19 protein-coding genes are annotated in these 21,816 nt (G+C 53.4%); 7 read left to right on the top strand and 12 right to left on the bottom strand.

Features of this window, described 5'->3' with window-relative positions:
• Positions 1 to 19 precede the first annotated feature (19 nt).
• Positions 20 to 5,551, bottom strand: coding sequence for a glutamate synthase-related protein (locus LK04_RS16665; protein ID WP_039327455.1), 5,532 nt, complete (start codon positions 5,549 to 5,551; stop codon positions 20 to 22).
• A gap of 886 nt (positions 5,552 to 6,437) precedes the next feature.
• Here LK04_RS16665 and arcB point away from each other — a divergent pair.
• Positions 6,438 to 8,774, top strand: a complete 2,337-nt coding sequence (gene arcB, locus LK04_RS16660; RefSeq protein WP_039327457.1) for an aerobic respiration two-component sensor histidine kinase ArcB — start codon at positions 6,438 to 6,440, stop codon at positions 8,772 to 8,774.
• A gap of 896 nt (positions 8,775 to 9,670) precedes the next feature.
• Positions 9,671 to 10,393, top strand: a complete 723-nt coding sequence (gene mtgA / locus LK04_RS16655) for a monofunctional biosynthetic peptidoglycan transglycosylase (protein WP_039327459.1) — start codon at positions 9,671 to 9,673, stop codon at positions 10,391 to 10,393.
• Between the two features lie 6 nt (positions 10,394 to 10,399).
• On the opposite strand, the gene npr is transcribed toward mtgA, so the two are convergent.
• From npr to LK04_RS16600, 11 genes are all read right to left on the bottom strand, one after another.
• Positions 10,400 to 10,672 (bottom strand): PTS phosphocarrier protein NPr, encoded by a 273-nt coding sequence (gene npr / locus LK04_RS16650; protein ID WP_039327462.1) that lies wholly within the window; start codon positions 10,670 to 10,672, stop codon positions 10,400 to 10,402.
• Complete coding sequence (gene rapZ / locus LK04_RS16645; protein WP_039327464.1) at positions 10,669 to 11,523, bottom strand: RNase adapter RapZ; 855 nt, start codon at positions 11,521 to 11,523, stop codon at positions 10,669 to 10,671. The genes npr and rapZ overlap by 4 nt, the downstream gene beginning before the upstream one ends.
• 52 nt (positions 11,524 to 11,575) lie before the next feature.
• Positions 11,576 to 12,058, bottom strand: coding sequence for a PTS IIA-like nitrogen regulatory protein PtsN (gene ptsN, locus LK04_RS16640; protein ID WP_197063293.1), 483 nt, complete (start codon positions 12,056 to 12,058; stop codon positions 11,576 to 11,578).
• A gap of 162 nt (positions 12,059 to 12,220) precedes the next feature.
• Positions 12,221 to 12,508 carry a ribosome hibernation promoting factor gene (gene hpf, locus LK04_RS16635; protein ID WP_039327466.1) on the bottom strand — a complete coding sequence of 96 codons (288 nt, stop codon included), beginning with the start codon at positions 12,506 to 12,508 and terminating at the stop codon, positions 12,221 to 12,223.
• A 21-nt stretch (positions 12,509 to 12,529) separates the two neighbouring features.
• Complete coding sequence (gene rpoN / locus LK04_RS16630; RefSeq protein ID WP_039327468.1) at positions 12,530 to 13,963, bottom strand: RNA polymerase factor sigma-54; 1,434 nt, start codon at positions 13,961 to 13,963, stop codon at positions 12,530 to 12,532.
• A gap of 48 nt (positions 13,964 to 14,011) precedes the next feature.
• Positions 14,012 to 14,737: an LPS export ABC transporter ATP-binding protein gene (lptB, locus tag LK04_RS16625; RefSeq protein ID WP_039327471.1), complete on the bottom strand. Its 726-nt coding sequence runs from the start codon at positions 14,735 to 14,737 to the stop codon at positions 14,012 to 14,014.
• 5 nt (positions 14,738 to 14,742) lie between these two features.
• Entirely contained in the window at positions 14,743 to 15,297 is a 555-nt protein-coding gene (gene lptA / locus LK04_RS16620; RefSeq protein WP_039327473.1) for a lipopolysaccharide ABC transporter substrate-binding protein LptA, read from the bottom strand.
• Entirely contained in the window at positions 15,272 to 15,844 is a 573-nt protein-coding gene (lptC, locus tag LK04_RS16615; RefSeq protein WP_039327475.1) for an LPS export ABC transporter periplasmic protein LptC, read from the bottom strand. Before lptC ends, lptA begins: the two co-directional genes overlap by 26 nt.
• On the bottom strand, positions 15,841 to 16,407 hold the full coding sequence (gene kdsC / locus LK04_RS16610) for a 3-deoxy-manno-octulosonate-8-phosphatase KdsC (RefSeq protein WP_039327477.1): 567 nt from the start codon (positions 16,405 to 16,407) through the stop codon (positions 15,841 to 15,843). Before kdsC ends, lptC begins: the two co-directional genes overlap by 4 nt.
• Positions 16,408 to 16,420: 13 nt before the next feature.
• Complete coding sequence (gene kdsD, locus LK04_RS16605; protein WP_039327479.1) at positions 16,421 to 17,401, bottom strand: arabinose-5-phosphate isomerase KdsD; 981 nt, start codon at positions 17,399 to 17,401, stop codon at positions 16,421 to 16,423.
• Between the two features lie 13 nt (positions 17,402 to 17,414).
• On the bottom strand, positions 17,415 to 18,398 hold the full coding sequence (locus tag LK04_RS16600) for a calcium/sodium antiporter (protein WP_039327481.1): 984 nt from the start codon (positions 18,396 to 18,398) through the stop codon (positions 17,415 to 17,417).
• A gap of 227 nt (positions 18,399 to 18,625) precedes the next feature.
• Here LK04_RS16600 and mlaF point away from each other — a divergent pair, with 227 nt between their 5' ends.
• The 5 genes from mlaF to mlaB are packed head-to-tail and all read left to right on the top strand — an operon-like array spanning position 18,626 to position 21,728.
• Positions 18,626 to 19,441 carry a phospholipid ABC transporter ATP-binding protein MlaF gene (mlaF, locus tag LK04_RS16595; RefSeq protein WP_039327665.1) on the top strand — a complete coding sequence of 272 codons (816 nt, stop codon included), beginning with the start codon at positions 18,626 to 18,628 and terminating at the stop codon, positions 19,439 to 19,441.
• A 4-nt stretch (positions 19,442 to 19,445) separates the two neighbouring features.
• The gene (gene mlaE, locus LK04_RS16590; RefSeq protein ID WP_039327484.1) at positions 19,446 to 20,228 is read left to right on the top strand and encodes a lipid asymmetry maintenance ABC transporter permease subunit MlaE; all 783 of its coding nucleotides are present in this window, start codon (positions 19,446 to 19,448) and stop codon (positions 20,226 to 20,228) included.
• Positions 20,229 to 20,232: 4 nt separating this feature from the next.
• Positions 20,233 to 20,775 carry an outer membrane lipid asymmetry maintenance protein MlaD gene (gene mlaD / locus LK04_RS16585; protein ID WP_039327488.1) on the top strand — a complete coding sequence of 181 codons (543 nt, stop codon included), beginning with the start codon at positions 20,233 to 20,235 and terminating at the stop codon, positions 20,773 to 20,775.
• A gap of 15 nt (positions 20,776 to 20,790) precedes the next feature.
• Positions 20,791 to 21,423 carry a phospholipid-binding protein MlaC gene (gene mlaC, locus LK04_RS16580; RefSeq protein WP_039327491.1) on the top strand — a complete coding sequence of 211 codons (633 nt, stop codon included), beginning with the start codon at positions 20,791 to 20,793 and terminating at the stop codon, positions 21,421 to 21,423.
• Positions 21,423 to 21,728, top strand: a complete 306-nt coding sequence (mlaB, locus tag LK04_RS16575; protein ID WP_039327494.1) for a lipid asymmetry maintenance protein MlaB — start codon at positions 21,423 to 21,425, stop codon at positions 21,726 to 21,728. Before mlaC ends, mlaB begins: the two co-directional genes overlap by 1 nt.
• The last annotated feature ends 88 nt before the right edge of the window (positions 21,729 to 21,816 follow it).

The raw sequence follows: 21,816 nt of genomic DNA, 5'->3' as shown, positions 1-21,816 counted from the left end.
ACATTCATTGGTGCTGCTATCAGGAAAGTTTCCCGACGGCAGCGGCGATTTCTGGCAGTGCAGCACGCGCAAACAGCTCTTCGAAATCAGGCAGATGGCCAAGCACCTCGCGGTTACGGGCATCCTGATAAATGATCCAGCCATAGGTTGCCAGGCTGTCCATCGAGCGAATGTTACGTTGCGTCAGTGCCGCTTTATAATCCGACATACGTTTTGCCGCGATCAGGCTAGCCAGTTCATCATCGCTGTAGCTCTCAATCGCTGAACGCGCATGGCGTTGCAGCTTACTGATCAGGGCAAAGTCTTCGGTCATCAGCAGATTACGCACGGCTTTTTCCACCGCAGGATCTTCCACTGAAGTGCCTTTCGGCAGCTTGCCCAGCGCCAGTTGCTGCGCGAAGCTCAGCACGGTGTAGTTGTTCAGCAGGACAAACATCTCCAGCGTATCTGTGGCACCGTAAGCCGGTACTGCACCATCAGCGATGGTTTTGCCGGTACGCCAGGCCGCTTTGAATTTCGCAACCTGATGCGCAGCCAGTGACGTTGACAGCTCTTCGAGCAGATCCTTACGTGACTTCGCCTTCAGGATCTCGCCACCGTCTTGATACAGCAGCAGCGAACGTGGCATCACGTAGACAAAGTGATGGCACTCGGTTTCCCAGTTATCCAACAGCCAGGCTGCACGAGGAGACTGAGTGGCTTCCAGATGCCAGTTCAGCATGGTCAGCACCGCTTGCTTGTGCACCTGCGCCATTTCATCTTCGTCGGCGATAGAACCGAACAGCACGGAATCTCCCGCTGCGTGGCCTGCCAGTGCACCATACGGGTCATACTGGTAAGCGAAACCGCCGCTCATGCCGTTACCGAAACCTTTACCGAAGGTGCCCAGGTTCAGAATCGCGCCGTTGGTCATGTATTCGCAGCAGAAATCACCCACGCCTTCAACAACCGCCGTTGCGCCAGAGTTACGCACGGCGAAACGGTCGCCCGCCTGGCCTTGTACGTATAGACGACCACCGGTTGCGCCGAACAGCGCGAAGTTACCGATCAGCACGTTGCCATCGCTGTCTTGTGCGCCGCCGCCTGGTGACATCACCACCAACTCGCCACCACACTGGCCTTTGCCTACGCCATCGTTACAGGTGCCGTAATGCTTCATCTGCATACCATCGTTGCAGAAGGCACCGAATGACTGGCCCGCAGAGCCACTGGTGTGGATGTTCACGGTGCGCGGTGCCAGATAATGGCGGCCACGATCGTCTTTGAACACCGCTGGCAGAGCAGCACGTTGTTCAGCTGATAATTCGTGGTTGAGCATACGCTCGATGTCGATGGCCAGCTGGCCGCCCACGCTCTTATTACGGTTGTTCAGGGTGATGCCGGCACCGAGCGAGATATCGCGGCTCGCCTGGCCGATAAGCTGCGTTTTCAGCTCTTCGACCCAGCCGTTGTCCAGTTCAAAATCTTTTTCCAGATAAACCGGCTTAGCGATTTTCTGCTCTGGCACCACGGTCAACATGGCACGCAGGTCCAGTTTGCCCACTTCCAGCGGGTGATCCATCAGGTGCAGCAGATCAGAACGTCCACGCGCTTCACGCAGTGAACGCAAGCCGAGGCGTGCCAGGAACTCACGGACTTCTTGTGCGACGTTGACGAAGTACTGCGCCAGCTGACGCGGATCACCATCAAAAGCTTCGGCGTTGGTGGTCAAACCGGCCGGGCATTTAACGTTACAGTTTTTCGCCATCACGCATTTCAGCATCATCAGCGCGGTGGTACCAAACTCGAAGCTGTCGCCGCCGAGCAGGGCGGATTTGATCACATCGCTACCGGTTTGTTGTGCACCGGAGCAGCGCAGCTGCACTTTGTCACGCAGGCCGTTAGCACACAGCGCCTGGTGCACTTCAGCGATACCGATTTCGGCAACGCGTCCGGTGTACTTCAGGCTGGTGACCGAAGCCGCACCGGTACCGCCGGTGTTACCTGCCACGTTAATCACGTCAGCGCCGGCTTTGGCCACGCCGACAGCGATGGTGCCGATGCCCTCAGAAGACACCAGTTTGACGATAACGCGCACACGTGCCGCTTTACAGTCGTGGATCAGCTGAGCCAAATCTTCGATCGAGTAGGTGTCGTGATGCGGTGGCGGTGAAACCAGCTCAACACCCGGCGTACCGCCACGTGCTGCAGCGATTTCTACCGTCACTTTCGGTGCCGGCAACTGACCGCCTTCACCCGGTTTCGCACCCTGACCAATTTTGATCTCCAGCTCTTCCAGCATCGGATCGGCCAGATAGGCAGCCCAGACGCCAAAACGACCTGAAGCCAGCTGTTTAATACGTGAGGCGCGGATGGTGCCGTGACGTGAATAGTGCTCGCCACCTTCACCACAGTTACTCATACCGCCCACCATGTTGGTGCCGTGTGCTACGGCTTCATGCGCAGGGGCGACCAGCGCACCGTGGCTCATCGCGCCAGAGGCGAAAGTGCGGGTAATTTCGTGTGCCGGCTGAATCTCATCCAGCGGCAGCGAAGGCAGAGCGGTAAAGATCAGGGACAGATACTCTGCCGCTTTACCGTAAGCGGTAATTGTCAGTACACCGTTTGCCACGTTGCTGCTTTCGATATCGTCGCTGAAACGGGTTTTCAGCGCGCGCGACAGTGCTTCCAGACGCTCGTTTTCTGGCTTCAGGCCAGCGATAGAATCAATCAAACGCAGTTCGAACTGGTTCAGGCTGCCGCTGACGGCTTCGCACTTCAGCCCGCGGGTCGCAAAACCGTTGTTGACCAGCGAGTAGCGCCCCAGCTTGCGACCAAATTCGGCTTCACTGTCAACGTGAGTCAAATCACATGGCAGCGCGAGAATGTCACGCAGGGCCGCAGGACGACGCTTACGTTCTGCGTGCATCAGGCTGGAGAACTGACGGTAATCCGGCGTGATCGCCAGTGAATCAATCACCTCGTTCGGGATGCGTTCGAAGCTGCTGTCTTTAAAGGCGTCCGCTTTGATGTTGAAGGCGTTGTCCAGCTTGGCCAGCGTCATCAGACGGATAAAGTTGTCTTCCTCGCGCGCTTTGTCCGCGAAGCGAATCGGCTGCTCAGTCATATCGATAAAGGTACGCACGGCAATGGTGCCGTAGGAGTGACCCGCACCCTCTGCGCGCTCTTTAAACAGACCCAGCAACGGCACTTCTGCCTCGCCCTGAATTTTCAGCGCGCTTTGATGCCAGTCAACCGCCATCTGGGCGATAGCCGGGAAGCCCGCGCCACCCACCGGCGTTTTGATATTCGGGAAGTACTTCTTCAGTACCGGATCTTCGGTATCGAGGAAGTTTGGCTCAAAGAACTCACCACAGCTATAGCTCTCCACGGTACAGAGACCCACTTTACCCATGGTTTTCATCAAGGCTTTTTCAGCCGCTTTGGCATAGCGCTTAAAGGCTTTATTGCCTTCTTCGCCCTCACCAAACTTCTCTTCTGCACGCATCTGCACGCCCAGCGGATAGACCGCTGACGCACCGAAGCCCAGGGTGGCAGCAATATGGTGTGAAGAGATGCTCTGGCCACTCTCGACCACCAGAGAAACGTCCAGGCGCAAACCTTCCTGCACCAGGCGCTGGTTGATGGCAGAAACCATCAGCAGCATCGGAATCGCCGCATGAGTCGAAGAGATATGGCGGTCAGTGATGACCGCGATGCCGCCTTGCTGGCGTGCGAAATCCACTACCTGCTGTGCCAGGTTATCAATAGCGTTTTCCAGCGCTTTGGCGTTGGCTGCACGGCTAACGATATCTTTGCCGATCACCGGCTCGTAGAGCATCTCAAAGCGCGCGTAAGGCGCGACGTCTTGCTCACGCAGGCGCAGCATGTCGAGGTGAGTCAGGATCGGCGTCGGCACGATAACCTGCTGGCCTTTGCTGCGGCCCAGATGCGGTTTTGCGCCCAGCGCGACGCGCAGCGTCATGCCGTCCGCTTCACGGATGGAATCCAGTGGCGGGTTGGTGACCTGAGCAAAACGTTGCGAGAAGTAGTGCGCCATGCCGCCTTCATGGTCGGACAGGCCATTGATGGCGTTGCCGTAACCCATTGCTGAGATCTTCTCAGCGCCGGTTTGCAGCATCGGGTCCATCATGAATTTGAAGCTTTCCTGGTTGTAGTAGTAGGCCACAAAACGCTGATAGGTTTTGAGGTCACCACGATAACGCAGCGGCGAACCGAGCTTCTCCGCCTGAATTTCTGGCAGGTCGTGCAGGTCAACACGCGCGGCGCTCAGCAGTGAAAGGTAATCTTTCTCTGCTGCCAGTTTTTCCAGCGCTTCCACGGTGGTGTAAGAGCGTTTTTCTTTGTGATCGTAATAGAGCATGCCGCCCGCTTCGATACGGCCACGACGCAGGACGCTTTCCGGTGGGAAGGCAATCTGGCCTGCTTCGGACATCGCACCGATATATTCTGCCGTTTCTACCGAACGCAGCGGACGCAGACCCAGGCGGTCAAGACGCGCACCGATCACTTCACCGTTGCCGAAGATCAGGGCTGCCGGACCATCGTTCTTCTCTTCATAAAGAGAGAAGTATTCAAGCATGGCGCGTACTTCATTTGACAGTGAGGTGTCGTTTTCCCACGCAGGCGGCATCATGGAGACCACGGCGTTGATCAGGTCGAGGTTATCTTCCATCAAACGGCTGTGGATGCTCTGATCGAGGCGTGAGCTGTCAGACTGGCCTTTCGGACGCACGATTTTTTTGCCGCGCGCTAACATCAGCGCCGCTTCTGCGATGCGATTTTTACGGTCGGTGTTCAGCTCACCGTTGTGCGCCATCAAACGGAATGGCTGAGCCATAGTGGTGTGCGGATCGGTGTTGGTTGAGAAGCGGGTATGGAAGAACAGCCCGCGCACCTGGTGATCCGCATCGGTCAAATCTTTGAAGTAAGGAATCACTTCGTTGGAGTTCAGGCGTGCTTTAAACACCTGGGTGCGCGAAGAGAGCGACAGCGGATAGAGTCCGCCGAATTCGCTTTCCGTAAAGGCACGCGCTTCAATATCCAGCAGCGCGCGATAGATATGGCGCTCAAATTCAATCTGTTCAGTCACTTCTTGTGGCGCGGCGAAGACCCACTGCACAATCGGTAACTGGAATTGCAGCGCAGCAGGGCGCGTCACGCTGCCGTCCAGCGGCATATCGCGTTTCACCAGCACGGCAAAGTTATGTGCGGCCAGAGTTTCTTCAACCAGACGCTCGGCGTTTGCACGCAGTTCGGCATCTTTAGGGACGAAGAAGTTACCCACACCAAAGCGACCGGCTTCCAGCGGCTGGCCCGTCACTTTACGGAAGAAATTCAGAGAAAGATCGACGTTGACACCCGCGCCATCGCCCACGCCTTCAGCAGACATACCGCCACGGTGTGGCACCGTGCACAGTGCGCTATGCGCCATCTGCAGGATCTCATGGGTCTGCTCGCCGTCCTTACGGGTAATAAACCCGACACCACAGCTATCACTGCCTGCTGAGGGATCATACAAACCATATGGATGAGGTTTTTGAGTGGACATTGAGGGTCTCCTTAAACTGCTTTTGACATTACCTGCATTATTTCGAGCACAGAGCACCGCTGCGTGCTGTATCAATTCGTTTTCGCCGCGCTTAAACGCGGACGTCGCAATACTGAGCAAAGGCTCTCAAGAGAAGAGTTTCACGTCCTTGATGAGCTGCTCTTACTTCCGGTCTCTTACAGGAGATAACTTGCATCCAGAGGGAGTTTCTTGCTGCATAGATATGCCGAGACACAGTCCCGACTGGAAAGCATCCAGCGGAATTCCAACTTATCGGGAAAGCGAACTCAGGTCAAATAGCCAGCTTTATTGCGGTTAATTGGCTTTTTTGTGATTTAACTTAATGATTATGAAGGATTTATTACGTAAATATATGTCAATCTGAGGATTCTGATTCCCCTATGAAGTGTGAGCCGTCTCACTGTGATGAACGCCTCAGATATCCAAACAATGCTGAATAACCCGCACCTGTCAGCATAAAATTCTGTTGGTGCGGTTTCGGACACTTCATGTATCTGTTTTTCTTATGGCGTCATATTTGAATCAAAATCGGGCTGCCATTAGTAAAATTAATCATGCGTGACGTGATTAAAACAGCACTTAAGTTGAATGGATATGCAATAAAGAAACGCAACCACCAGGCGCAATGGCTGCTGACATGCTGAATAGCACGGGATGTAATGAAAGGGCCGCAAAAGTGCGGCCCTCCAGATTATTCAGTTGGCAGAATTAGTCAAGCGATTTGCGCATAAAGAGCCGAACGTCGGCGAAATGGCATTGCGATGCACCAGAATGGGGCGAAGTCTGTGTCGTCAGGTAAGGGGAAGCGGCGCAGTGCGGCGATAATTACGCTATTATGGGCCAGATTTCGTTCAGGGAGTTCGACATGAAACAGATTCGTCTTTTAGCGCAGTACTACGTTGATTTGATGGTCAAGCTGGGGCTAGTGCGCTTCTCACTGCTGCTGGCTTCGGCGCTGGTGGTGCTGGCCATGGTGGTGCAGATGGCGGTCACCATGGTGCTGCGTGGCCATGTAGAAAGCATTGACGTGGTACGTTCGATATTCTTCGGTCTGTTAATTACCCCCTGGGCGGTTTATTTCCTGTCGGTGGTAGTCGATCAACTGGAAGAGTCACGCCAGCGGCTCACCAAGCTGGTGGACAAGCTGGAGGAGATGCGCACGCGCGACCTCGAACTCAATCAGCAGATGAAAGAAACCATTGCTCAGCTTAATCAGGAAATTAATGACCGTATCAAAGCTGAGCAAGCGCGCGAACAGGTGATGGATAAGTTGCGCGAAGAGATGGCACGTCGCGAACAGGCGCAGATTGAGCTGGAGCAGCAATCTTCCTTCTTACGCTCTTTCCTCGATGCCTCACCGGATTTGGTGTTCTATCGCAACATCGACAAACAGTTCTCTGGCTGTAACCGCGCGATGGAGCTGCTGACGGGCATGAGCGAGAAACAGTTAATTGGGCTGACACCGCGCGATATCTACGACGAAGATGCCGCCTCCAAGGTACTGGAAACTGATGAGAAAGTGTTCCGTCATAATGTCTCTCTGACTTACGAACAGTGGCTGCAATATCCTGACGGGCGCAAAGCCTGCTTTGAAATTCGTAAAGTGCCTTACTATGACCGCGTGGGGAAACGCAGTGGCTTGATGGGCTTCGGACGCGATATTACTGAGCGCAAGCGCTATCAGGACGCGCTGGAGAACGCCAGCCGTGAGAAAACCACCTTTATATCCACCATCAGCCACGAGCTGCGTACGCCGTTGAATGGCATTGTGGGGCTGAGCCGCATTCTGTTGGATACCGATCTCAATCAGGAACAGCTTAAGTACCTGAAAACCATCCATGTCTCCGCCATCACCCTCGGCAACATCTTCAATGATGTGATTGAAGTGGACAAAATTGAGCGCCGCAAAGTGCAACTGGATAATCAGCCGCTCGATTTCACTGGCTTCCTGGCGGATCTTGAAAACCTCTCTGGCTTGCTGGCGCAGCCGAAAGGGCTGAAGTTTGTCATGGCCCCGGAACTCCCGCTGCCGCATAAAATTTCGGCGGATGGGACGCGCCTGCGTCAGATTTTGTGGAACCTGATTGGCAATGCGGTGAAATTCACCCAGCAGGGTGAAATCGTGGTGCGTGTGGCTTATCACCCGGACGAAACGCTGCACTTCGAAGTACAGGATTCCGGCATGGGGATTCCGCAGGACGAGCAGGATAAAATCTTCGCCATGTATTACCAGGTGAAAGATCAGCAGGGCGGTAAGCCCGCAACGGGAACCGGGATTGGCCTGGCCGTTTCACGCCGCCTGGCACAGGCCATGGGCGGCGATATTAGCGTCCGCAGCGCGCCGGGTCAGGGTTCATGCTTCAGGGTCGATATCAAAGCACCGCGCGTGGCGGATGAAGTAGAAGATGAGAACGTAGACGACAGCATGCCGTTGCCGGCGCTGCACGTGCTGCTGGTGGAAGATATCGAATTGAACGTGATTGTCGCCCGTTCGGTATTGGAAAAACTGGGATGCAGCGTGGAAGTGGCGATGACCGGCAGTGACGCGCTGGCGATGTTCGATCCGCAGGAGTTTGATCTGGTGTTGCTCGATATCCAGCTGCCCGATATGACCGGGCTGGATGTCTCGCGTGCCATACATCAGCAGCACGCCGGCATCTCGTTACCGCCGTTAGTGGCGCTCACTGCCAATGTCCTCAAAGATAAAAAAGAGTACCTCGATGCGGGTATGGATGATGTGTTGAGTAAGCCGCTGGCCGTGCCAGCTCTGACCGCGATAATCAAAAAGTTCTGGGATTACCAGGGAGACGCGTCAGAGGCTGTTATGAGCTCATCAGACGAGCATTCCCGCACGCTACTCGATGTCGAGATGCTGGAGCAATACATTGAACTGGTCGGCCCGGGTTTGATTAAGCAAAGCCTGACGATGTTTGAGCAAATGATGCCGGGTTATCTTGAAGTGCTGGATTCCAACATGATGGCGCGTGACCAGAAAGGGATTGCGGAAGAGGGGCATAAGATCAAAGGTGCGGCAGGTTCGGTGGGTCTGTTGCACTTGCAAAAGCTCGCGAAGCAGATTCAGTCCCCGGAATTGCCAGCCTGGTGGGATAACGTGCAGGAGTGGATCGACGAATTAAAACATGAGTGGCAACATGAAGTTAACGTGTTACGCGAATGGGTAGCAGAGCGGGAAAAATCGTAGTACGCCAGAAAAAAATGACCCCAGTCGAAACTGGGGTGCGCGAATACTGCGCCAACACCAGGGAAATGGGTACTGCTGCTATCGTTAGTGGTCGATTGAATCAGCAACAGTTTGGTATTGGATGACGCTTCAAAATCACCTTAACAAATTCGCCAACGCTTGTGACAAGATTCATTAAATTGTGTGATGTTGAGCAGCGTTTAAATACAGAAAACATTAATTTGCTGACACAGTCAAGTAAGGAATTAATTTCTTTGCCGTATTGCACTATTTTTGACCAAATGTTCTGCTTTTTGCCTGGATTTCCTTCAGCCAGAAGCAGGAAAAGCCTGTCGGCAGCGTTGAAAATCTTATTCCGCTAAAAAATCGCAGTTAAATAAGCTTAACATACTGATATTAGACAAGAAATATGAGGTTTTTGGCGGGTTATCCAAAACGTTTTGGAAACCCTCTTTAGAAAGTTCCAGTTTAGGGTTTAACGCCGTAATGTAAACCAAAATGAGGGTGAGGTGCTTTACCTCAAAACAGGGAGTTGGCTGAGTCGGCGATGCTATTTTCGCCACGTTTTTCAGAATGGTCTCGCTTATCAATGAACATATTCAAATGCTTTGAAAGTTTAATGTTAAGTATTGTGAAAGTTTAATTGTGATCTTAATCACATCGGTTTAAGTGTTTGACGGTAAAGATTCTGATGGTTTTTTCACCATGGAACCGATTCCTTGTTGGCGGAAGTGCTTGATGTAATTGGCTCTAATAGAGGAACGATGGTTGCGCAGGTAATAACTTTCCTTCTAAGTGACTGGCAATGAGGGATAAAGGTTAGGCTTGAATCGCAGATATATGAAATCGTGACTTGAGTGATTGATTAACTCAGGGAACAGGTAAGAGAAAATTGCATGAGTAAGAGTAAAGGGAAACTGGGACAACGCATTAAAGTGCTGGTAGTAAAAGTGCTACTGGCTTGGCTTGGGGTTTGGCTCGCAGGAATTGTGATCTTTGCCTTCCTGCCTGTACCGTTTTCAGCGGTGATGGTAGAGCGTCAGCTTGGGGCCTGGATGAGTGGCCGCTTTGATTATGTCGCCCATTCCGATTGGGTGGGGATGGATGATATTTCCCCGTGGATGGCACTGGCGGTGATTGCCTCTGAAGATCAGAAATTTCCGGAACACTGGGGATTTGATGTCGACGCGATTCAACAAGTATTGGATAACGATGGTGGCGAACGGATGCGCGGTGCCTCCACCTTATCTCAGCAGACGGCTAAAAACCTGTTTTTATGGGATGGCCGCAGTTGGGTGCGTAAAGGCCTGGAAGCCGGGCTGACGGTGGGCATTGAAACCGTCTGGACTAAACGCCGTATTTTGACGGTGTACCTGAATATCGCAGAGTTTGGCAACGGTGTGTTTGGTGTGGAAGAAGCTTCGCAGCGCTACTTTCATAAACCCGCCAGTCGCCTGACGATCTCTGAAGCCGCGCTGCTGGCGGCGGTATTACCTAATCCTATTCGCTTCCGCGCGGATGCGCCTTCAGGGTATGTCCGTATGCGTCAGCAGTGGATCATGCGACAGATGCGACAGCTTGGGGGCGAAGGCTTCCTTGAACGCTACAAGCTGCATTAATCGCTTCTAGTCCTCGTCAAAGCCCGCTTCAAACAGCTCAATGACGGCTGCCAGCGCCTGGACTTCCTCCGGGCCGCTGGCCTCAATCTCAATATGACCGCCTTTTGCCGAGTCCAGCATCAGCAATGCAATCACACTGCTGGCCTCGGCTTCCGTTCCCGCCTCGTTACGCAGCAGCACCTCAGCATCAAAACTCTGTACCAACTCGAACAGCTTCATGGCCGGACGAGCGTGCATACCCAGCTTATTTCGAATCTCAACGGTTTGCTTCACGGTCATGATTTGCGTTTTTCCAGAGTGCGATGACGAGACTGCACATTTTTACCGCGTGAACGGAAGTAATCCGCCAGCTGCTCAGCGATATACACTGAACGGTGTTTACCACCCGTACAGCCAATGGCTACGGTCAGGTAGCTGCGGTTGTTGGTTTCCAGCATCGGCAGCCACAGTTCCAGATAGCTGCGCGTTTGGTAGATGAAGTTGTGCACTTCGGTATGACGATCCAGGAAGGCGGCGACCGGGCGATCAAGACCCGTCATCGGACGCAGTTTAGGATCCCAGTGCGGGTTCGGTAAGAAACGCACATCGAACACGTAATCTGCATCAATCGGAATGCCGTGTTTAAATCCAAAGGATTCAAACACCATGGTCAATTCACGCTCGCGCTTGCCCAGCAGGCGTGTTCGCAGCATCTCTGCCAGCTCGTGTACCGACATCTCGGAAGTGTCGATGATCAAATCAGCACGCGATCGCAATGGCTCCAGCAGATCGCTCTCTTCATCGATGGCACTTTCCAGCGACAGATTTTTGCTGGAGAGGGGATGCAGGCGGCGCGTATCGCTGTAACGGCGGATTAAGGTATTGCGATCGGCATCCAGGAACAGCAGCTGCGGAGAGAACGACTCAGGCAGATTGTTGAGAGCCGTTTCGAATACTTCGGGTGATTCAGGCATGTTGCGCACATCAATGCTGACTGCAGCCGAAATGTTGCGCTCCGTTAAAGTGTTCGCCAGCTCCGGCAGCAATACCACCGGCAGGTTATCAACACAGTAGAACCCCATGTCCTCAAGGGCGCGAAGTGCAACCGACTTTCCTGAGCCTGACCGACCGCTAACGATCATCAGCACCATCACAATTCTCCCGTTTTAAACCGGCGATAACGCCGGTAAAAGTGTCTGTCGCTTAAGAGTGTTCTTCCTGAGCTTCTGTGATAATCGCATAGAGCTCTTCATCACTCTGTGCGGCGCGTAAACGACGGCAGACGGTTTTGTCAGCCAGGCGTTTCGCGACCAACGACAGCGTATGCAGATGGGTTTTACACTGGTCTGCAGGCACCAGCAGGGCAAACAGCAGGTCAACCGGCTGGTTATCGACGGCATCGAAGGCAATCGGCTGATCGAGGCTGATAAACACGCCAACAGCACGCAGCGTATCCTCCTCCAGCTTGCCATGTGGAATAGCGATGCCGTTACCAATGCCGGTACTGCCCATGCGCTCACGGGTCAGAATGGCTTCGAAAAGCGTCTGGTGCGGCAGATTGAGCTGCTTTGCTGCCAACTCGCTGATAATTTCCAGCGCGCGTTTTTTACTCTGGCAGTGTACGCCGCTTCGGGTACAGTCCAGTGTGAGGACCGAGCTCAATTCCAGTGTCAGATCGTTGTTCATCATCGTTTCACTTGCGAGTTCACATAGCCATAAGGGTAACGCCATTCATACCGCAATGGCGAGTTCCCCGTTGGCGCTTGCGCAGATGACAAAACGGGGCGGTCATCCCGCCCCATTTGTGCTCTGAGTGCCAAACCGATCGGCACTCTGCAAGCATGAAGGTTAGTGTTTTTTCAGTTTGTCTTTATGTTTGGTCAGCTGACGGGAAAGCTTATCGATTAACCCGTCGATGGCCGCGTACATGTCTTCCGCTTCCGCTGTGGCGTGCAGCTCCCCGCCGTTGACGTGCAGTGTTGCATCCGCAATCTGCGTCACCTTCTCCACTTTCAGAACAATATAAACCTGATTGATACGATCAAAGTAGTGTTCTAGTTTGGCAAATTTGCTGTTTACAAATTCACGCAGTGGCTCGGTTATCTCAACATTCAGTCCGGTTAGGTTTAGCTGCATAGGTCTTCCTTCCTCATTCGGTCAAACCAGCTGTTTACGCTGGTTTGATGGCGGTATAGACAAAGACTCGCGATATTTAGCAACCGTACGTCGCGCCACCATGATGCCCTGATCGGATAACATGGAGGTGAGTTTGCTGTCGCTCAAGGGTTTTGCGGGATTTTCCGCGGCAATCAATTTTTTCACCAGCGCACGAATCGCCGTGGAGGAGGCTTCGCCACCGCCCTCGGTGTTGACGTGGCTGGAGAAAAAATATTTCAGTTCGAAAATGCCACGCGGGCTATGTAAGTACTTTTGCGTGGTCACGCGAGAAATCGTGGATTCATGCATATCGACGGCCTGTGCGATATCCGCCAACACCATCGGGCGCATGTACTCTTCACCCTGTTCAAAGAACGCCTGCTGTTGCTCAACGATACAGCGAGTGACTTTGAGCAAGGTATCGTTGCGGCTCTCGAGGCTTTTAATCAGCCACTTGGCTTCTTGTAGATTACTGCGGATGAACTGGCTATCGCTGTCATTGCGCGTCGAACCGCCCATCGCGGCATAGTGCTGATTAATCTTCAGACGTGGCAGGCTGTCAGCGTTGAGATCTACCGTCCAGCGCGCACCGTTCTTGCGTACCAGAACGTCCGGGATGACGTATTCAGGTTCGCTGGTGTTCACTGACTGCCCGGGGCGTGGATCAAGTGACTGAATCAGCAACATCGCGTCTTTTAACACCTCTTCTTTCAGACGTGTGACGCGCATCAGGCTGCGGAAATCGTGGTTGGCCAGCAGATCAAGATGTTCACTGACGATCAGGCGCGCTTCGGCCAGCATCGGCGTGTCTGCAGCATACTGCGAGAGCTGCACCAGCAGGCAATCACGCAAGTCACGTGCGCCAACACCTACGGGATCGAAACGCTGGACGCGCTTGAGCACGGCTTCGACTTCTTCCAGCGTCAGCTCTTCATCGCCAATACTGTCGCAAATGTCCTGAACGCTGACTGTGAGATAACCGGTTTCGTCGATGGCATCAACAATCGAGGTGGCAATGGCGCGATCGGTATCGGTGAACGGCGTTAACTCCACTTGCCACATCAGGTAATCCTGCAGTGACTGGGTGGTTTCGCCCTGATAGACCGGCAACTCATCATCCTGATAATCCGTACCGGTACCAGAAGGCGTGCCTGCGGTGTAGATCTCATCCCAGGTGGCGTCGAGCGGAAGCTCTTCCGGCATCTCTTTCTGTTCGAGCGCTTCGCGTGTATCTAACGCATCACTTTCCTGATGTTCACGCGCATCGACTTCTTCATGCAGTTCAGTTTGCTCAAGCAGCGGATTGCTTTCCAGCGCCAGTTGCAGTTCCTGCTGGAGTTCAAGCGTCGAGAGTTGCAGCAGACGAATGGCCTGCTGCAACTGTGGGGTCATTGCCAGCTGTTGGCTGAACCTGAGTTGCAAACCTTGCTTCATAATCCGGCCAGAATTTCCTAAGCAAATGTCGGGTATTCCGACACCTTATCAGAGTCTGAACTCTTCGCCCAAATAAACACGCTTAACCTGCTCATCTGCAAGAATTTCATCAGGGGTGCCATGTGCGATCAGATGCCCCTGGCTGACGATGTAAGCGCGTTCACACACGGCGAGGGTTTCACGCACGTTGTGGTCGGTAATCAGCACGCCAAGGCCGCTGTCACGCAGATGTTCGATGATTTTCTTGATATCAATAACGGAGATGGGGTCAACACCGGCAAAAGGTTCATCCAGCAGGATAAATTTCGGGTTGGCCGCCAGCGCCCGTGCGATTTCCACACGACGTCGTTCGCCTCCGGAGAGCGCCTGACCCATGCTGTCGCGCAGGTGTTCGATATGGAACTCTTCCATCAGCTCGTTTGCACGATCCTGACGCTGTTCTTCCGTTAAATCATCGCGAATCTGCAGTACGGCCATTAAGTTGTCATACACGCTCAGGCGGCGGAAGATCGAAGCTTCCTGAGGCAGATAGCCGATACCGCGACGCGCGCGTGCATGCAGTGGCAGGATACTGATATCTTCATCATCAATGACAATACGGCCAGCATCGCGCGGGACAATGCCCACGACCATATAAAACGTGGTGGTTTTGCCAGCACCGTTCGGGCCGAGCAGGCCAACAATTTCACCTGATTTTACCTGCAGGCTGACGTCTTCTACCACGCGGCGGCCTTTATAGGCTTTCGCCAAATTTTCAGCGACTAATGTGGCCATAGCGATCAGTTACTCTTTTTTGGGCTCGCAGTTGAGCCGTTTTTGTCTTGCAGCTGCGACGGCACCAGCACGGTGGTCACGCGTTTGCTGTCACCCTGGCTGAAAGCCTGCATTTTCTGTTCTTTGACCAGATAGGTGATGCGATCGCCTTTGATATTGCTGTCCAGCTGCTGAATGAAGGCGTTGCCCGTCAGCTCAACAAAATCGTTCGCCAGCTCATAGTGCAGCTTTGAAGCGTGCCCCTGAACCGGTTTGCCGTTGTCTTGCATCTGATAGAAGGTCGCGGGAGTTCCGTAAGCATCGACGATGGTTTTTTTGCTGTCGCCGCCTGGACGCGTGACTACCACTTTGTCAGCGGTGATCTTGATTGAACCTTGGGTAACGATGACATTGCCGGTGAAGGTCGCCACGTTGCCTTGTAGATCAAGCGACTGGTTAACGGAATCGATATTGACGGGTTTGTCTGAATCACCCGTCAAGGCCAGCGCAGGCAGGCTGGTGGCCAGCAGTGCACTTACCAGCAACAACTTGAGGCTATTTTTTTTCATTTTGGATTTCATAGGAAGTTTTGACCTTTTCAAGCAGCTGGGCATTTTTTGTTCGTAAATTGCCGCGCATCTTCATGCCAGTGGAATTAAAACTGCGGCCAAATAGGGTGACCTGATCGTCAGATGTCACATCCTGGGTGACCAGATTAACCTGAGCGGTATCGGTGATGATGCGCTCAAGCTGTGAATCCTGGGTCAGCGTATTCACTTCAACGTGGCCGTAAAGGTAAAGCATACGATCTTTGGTCAGCTTTGCCTTATCAGCGCGAATGGTCCAGGTCGGCACTTTGTTTTCATCATAAGTGGTCGCCACAGGATTTTCGAACCAGCTAACTTCATCGGCCGCAAAGTAGGTGACTTTATCCGAGATCAGTTTATAGGCTAACGCCCCCGTGGGGTTATAAACCACAGAGTGAGATTTTTCGCTGGTGTACGTTGGCTCTTGGGTATTGGTTGCCACCGGCGCTTTGCTGTCATCCTGGTTGGTGAGATTCCAGCCGATCAGCACCACGGCGATCAAGGCCAGAATCAGCGTTATCCAACGCCTGCTCTTACTCATACTGATTGCCCTTTGGCATCCTCAAATTTGTTCTGCGCCATCAAGATCAAATCGCACAGTTCACGCACCGCACCCCGACCGCCAGCGATACGAGTCACGTAGTTTGCACGTGGCAGTAAAACCGGATGGGCATCGGCCACGGCCACACTTAAGCCGGCTTGTGCCATCACGGGCCAGTCGATTAGATCGTCGCCAATATAGGCAACCTGATCGGCAGATAAAGACAGTTTATCCAGGAGTTCGCGCCACGCCAAAAGCTTATCAGATTGTCCCTGGTAAAGATGCGTAATGCCCAACGTCTGGCAGCGGTCCTCCAGCAGTTTCGCTTTACGGCCGGTTATAATAGCCACTTCGACGTCTGAGGTCAGCAGGCAGCGGATGCCGTAGCCATCGCGCACGTTAAACGCCTTCAACTCTTCACCGCTGTTGCCCATGTAAATGACACCATCTGACATCACGCCATCAACATCACAAATTAGCAGGCGAATCTTAGCCGCGCGCGCCATAACATCGGCACTGACCGGACCGTAGCAGGTATCAACCATTGTGGATTCAACACTCATTATTTGTTCCTGTTCAAACTACGCCAGCGCGCAGCATGTCATGCATATGTACCACACCAAGAAGACGATCGTCATCGGCGACCAGCACTGCAGTGATGTTTTTGTTTTGCATTAAGTTAAGCGCATCCACCGCCAGCATATTGGGGCGCACACGAATCCCACCGCGCGTCATCACATCCTGAATACTGGCGGACTGAAAATCGATGCCCATATCGAAGATGCGGCGCAAGTCACCATCGGTGAAGATGCCTTCAATTTTCATCAGGTCATCAACGATCACCGTCAGGCCAAGATTTTTACGCGTGATCTCCAGCAACGCATCACGCAGCGAGGCATCACGGCTCACGTGAGGGATCTCATCACCGCTGTGCATGATGTCGCTGACATGCAGCAGAAGCTTGCGGCCGAGGGCACCGCCGGGATGTGACAATGCAAAATCTTCCTGAGTAAAACCGCGCGCTTCCAGCAGTGCTACGGCGAGTGCATCACCCATTACCAGCGTTGCGGTCGTGCTGGAAGTCGGCGCTAATCCCAGCGGACAGGCTTCCTGTGGCACTTTCACGCACAAATGCACATCTGCGGCACGCCCCATCGCGCTTTCTGGGCGGCTGGTGAGGCAGATGAGTGGCACTTTCTGGCGCTTCAGCACTGGAATCAGGGCGAGGATCTCATTCGACTCGCCGCTATTCGAGATAGCAATCACCACATCATTTGGTGTGACCATCCCGAGGTCACCATGGCTGGCCTCACCTGGGTGAACAAAGAACGACGAGGTGCCGGTACTGGCGAAGGTTGCCGCCATTTTCGCACCAATATGCCCGGATTTACCCATTCCCATCACCACCACTTTACCGCGGCAGGCAATAATCATCTCGCAGGCGCGGCTGAAGTCGGCGTTAATATACTGATCCAGTTGCTCAAGTCCTTCACGTTCGATGCGCAGTACCGCTTTGCCCGCCTGCTGGTAATCAAAATCCGGTTGCTGATGTGACATGGTCAGTCCGTCCTTAATAACTTGAGATAAGCGCAGGGCTGAGCCACAGCCACAGTACCCACGCGATAAATCCACCTAACAGTAATGTGCCCGCTACGCGACCAATACGGCGCTTGCGCAGCAGGCAGAGCAGGGCAAACAATACGCTCACGCCCAGCATGACCCAGTAATCACGCGCGAAGGCATGCGCATCAATGCTGCCGGGATGAATCAGTGCAGGCAGGCCCAGTACGATCGCCAGATTAAAAATATTCGCGCCAATCAGGTTACCGATGGCGATATCGTCTTCACCTTTCAGTGCGCCTGCCACGACGGTGGCGAGCTCTGGCAAGCTGGTGCCCACCGCAATCAGCGTCAGACCCATCACCAGTTCACTGACACCAAAGTAGTCGGCAAACACGGTGGCATTGTCGATCACCATACGGGTCGACATCGGTAAAATTATCAGCGCCACCGCCAACCACAGAAAGGCCACGGTGTTGCCGACTTCATCGCGCGGCAGTTCGGCCAGTTGCTCACGCGTTAACGTATCATTGTTATCACGCTCCGCGCGGCGGGCGATGCGAATCGCAATCACCAAATAGCCCAGCGCGATCAGCAGCAGTGCTGCCCCATCCAGTCGACTAAGATGATTATCAAACAACATAATGCCGCTCAGCAGTGAGACCAGCAGCATCAAGGGGAGTTCGCGGCGAATCAGATTGGAATGCACTGTCAAAGGATGCAAAAGCGCCGCACCGCCGAGTATTAACAGAATATTGGTGATATTTGAGCCGAGTGCGGTGCCCACTGCTAAGTCCATCTGGCCGTGTTGTGCCGCTGAGAAGGAGACGATCAATTCGGGTAACGATGTGCCAATGCTTACTACCGTCATGCCGATGATTAACGGTGGGATGCCGAAGGATCGACACAGGATCGCGGCACTGAATACCAGACGGTCAGCGCCGTAAGCCAGTAAAATCAATCCAATAAACAGCAGGGCAGTGGCTACGAACATGAAAAATCCTTGATGGATATGTGTGTCGGCAAACCTTGTCCGACAGGTAAAAACATTGCGCGCGCGGAAACAGGCGCTGATTTTGACTGTCTGAGAGGCAAAAGTAAATTTTAAGGCCGTTTTCGCCACACCTAACGGGTAAGTTTCTGTAAAACTATCGTGCATTGTGGCCTACCAGGCTACCATCCACGACTTTGATAACGCCCGATCCGCATAAAGAGGTAATGATGGTCCAGCAGCAAACGAATCTGGTTGAGGTTCGTGGCGTCAGCTTTACGCGCGGCGATCGTGTCATCTTCGACGACATCTCGCTCACGGTACCCGCAGGTAAAGTGACTGCGATTATGGGTCCGTCCGGCATTGGTAAAACCACGCTGTTGCGTCTGATTGGCGGGCAGTTGCAGCCGGACAAAGGTGAGATCTGGTTCCGCGATCAGAACATCCCGACGCTTTCCCGCACGAAATTGTATGAAGTGCGTAAAAAGATGAGCATGTTGTTTCAGTCGGGGGCACTTTTCACCGATCTCAACGTCTTTGATAACGTCGCCTGGCCGCTGCGTGAGCACACGCAGTTACCCCCTGAATTACTACACAGTACGGTAATGATGAAGCTTGAGGCGGTGGGTCTGCGTGGCGCAGCCAAATTAATGCCCGCTGAGCTGTCAGGCGGTATGGCACGCCGTGCGGCGTTAGCGCGATCTATCGCACTGGAACCGGATCTCATCATGTTCGATGAGCCCTTTGTGGGCCAGGATCCGATCACCATGGGCGTCTTGGTTAAACTGATCGATGAGTTGAATCATGCGTTAGGCGTGACCTGTATCGTTGTTTCACACGACGTGCCAGAGGTCTTGAGCATTGCCGATCATGCCTATATTGTTGCCGGGAAAAAAATTATTGCCCAGGGCAGTGCGCCGGAACTTCGGGAAAATGCCGATCCGCGCGTGCGCCAGTTTATTGAGGGTCATGCGGATGGCCCAGTGCCATTCCGCTTCGCTGCCGGGGATTACCTCAGCGATCTGACCCGCGCAGGGAGAACCTAAACTGATGTTGCTAAAGGCGCTGGCGTCACTCGGACGACAGGGAATTAACACTTGTGCGGCGTTTGGTCGTGCAGGCTTGATGCTGTTTCACGCGCTGGTGGGGAAACCGGCTTTACGTCGGCACGCGCCATTACTGGTGAAACAGTTGTACAGCGTCGGCGTGCTCTCACTGCTGATCATTGTGGTTTCCGGCTTGTTTATTGGCATGGTGCTAGGTTTGCAAGGCTACCTGGTACTCACCACCTACAGTGCCGAGACCAGTCTGGGCATGCTGGTTTCGCTTTCGTTGTTACGTGAACTTGGCCCGGTGGTGACGGCCTTGCTGTTTGCCGGACGGGCGGGTTCAGCGTTAACAGCTGAAATTGGTCTGATGAAAGCCACTGAACAGCTCTCCAGTATGGAAATGATGGCGGTTGATCCGCTGCGCCGTGTGGTGTCACCGCGTTTCTGGGCCGGCTTTATCAGCATGCCGCTGCTCACGCTCATTTTCACTGCAGTGGGCATTGCTGGCGGGGCGCTGGTGGGCGTGAGCTGGAAGGGCATCGATCCGGGCTTCTTCTGGTCCGCGATGCAGAATGCGGTGGATTTCCGCAGCGATGTTATCAACTGCATTATCAAAAGCGCGGTCTTTGCCGTCACGGTAACCTGGATTGCGCTGTTCAATGGCTATGACGCCATCCCGACTTCCGAAGGGATCAGTCGGGCGACAACGCGCACCGTAGTGCATGCTTCATTAGCGGTACTCGGTTTGGATTTTGTGCTGACAGCACTGATGTTTGGGAATTGATGCAATGCAAAGCAAGAAAAACGAAATCTGGGTAGGCGTCTTTATGCTGGCGGCACTGATTGCGCTGCTGTTCCTGAGTCTGCGCGTAGCCGATCTTAAGTCACTCGGCACCGAACCGACCTGGAAGCTCTACGCGACCTTCGACAATATCGGCGGCCTGAAAGTCAGCTCGCCGGTGAAAATAGGCGGCGTGGTGATTGGCCGCGTCACGGATATTTCGCTGGATGATAAAACCTTATCGCCGCGTGTCACTATGGATATCAGCGATGCCTATGCCGATAAAATTCCTGATACCAGTTCGCTGGCGATCCGCACACAAGGCTTGCTCGGTGAGCAGTTCCTTGCGCTAAATTTAGGTTTTGACGATCCTGAACTCGGTTCATCCATGCTCAAAGATGGCGGTACCCTGCGCGATACCAAATCTGCACTGGTGCTGGAAGATCTGATAGGTCAGTTCCTCTATAAGAGCGGCGACAATAAAAACGATAACCAAAAGCAGGACACGGAGAGTGCCCCTGCTTCAGCAGCACCTGCTACCACGGAATAAGAGAGGGTAAACACGATGTTTAAACGATTTCTGATGATTGCCATGCTGGCCATTGTGCCCTTGGCGGCGAATGCGGCGGATCAGAGCGATCCTTACAAGCAAATGAATGACGCGGCGGCGAAAACCTTTACCCGCCTGAAAAACGAACAGCCTAAGATCAAGCAGGACCCGAACTATCTGCGCGAAGTGGTGCGTCAGGAGTTACTGCCGTATGTACAAATCAAATATGCCGGTGCTTTAGTGCTGGGCCGTTATTACCGTGAAGCGACCCCAGCACAACGTGAGGCCTATTTCACCGCTTTCGGTGACTATCTGGCGCAGGCATACGGTCAGGCGCTGGCGCTCTATCATGGGCAGACCTACCAGATTCAGCAACCGCAGCCGATTGGCGATGCCAACATTGTGGCGATTCGCGTTACCATCCTTGATCCTAACGGACGCCCACCAGTGCGCCTGGATTTCCAGTGGCGTAAAAATAGCCAAACCGGTAACTGGCAGGCTTATGACATGGTGGCTGAAGGCATCAGTATGATCACCACCAAGCAAAATGAGTGGAGTGATTTACTGCGCACCAAAGGCATCGACGGTTTGACCGCGCAGTTGAAAACCTATGCTGCTCAACCCATTACTCTGGATAAACAGCAATAATGAGCGAACCGTTACGCTGGCAGCGTTCTGCCAGCACGCTGGCCTTAAGCGGCAAGCTGGATCGTGACACGTTACTGGCACTATGGCAGGAGCGTGACACCGCGATGGTCGATATCGCCACCATTGATGTTGCCGGGTTGCAACGTGTCGATTCAGCAGGTTTAGCGCTGTTGGTTCATTTGCGTGAAATTGCGCGAGCGCAAGGCAGTGCACCGGTTTTCGCCGGTATCAACGACAAACTCCAGTCTTTAATCACGCTGTATAACCTGCAGCAGATTATTGTTTCTGCGGAAAAAATCGCCTGATATTGACTTAAAACGTTAAAGCCCCTGGTATTTTCGGGGGCTTTTGCGTATTTAAGAGTCTGGCGCTTTCCTCTAAGATATCCGCCTT

It is taken from the genome of Pantoea vagans, assembly GCF_001506165.1.
Taxonomy (GTDB): domain Bacteria; phylum Pseudomonadota; class Gammaproteobacteria; order Enterobacterales; family Enterobacteriaceae; genus Pantoea; species Pantoea vagans_C.
Note: the sequence above shows the minus strand (reverse complement) of the source record. Positions and strands in the feature narration are given on the sequence as shown.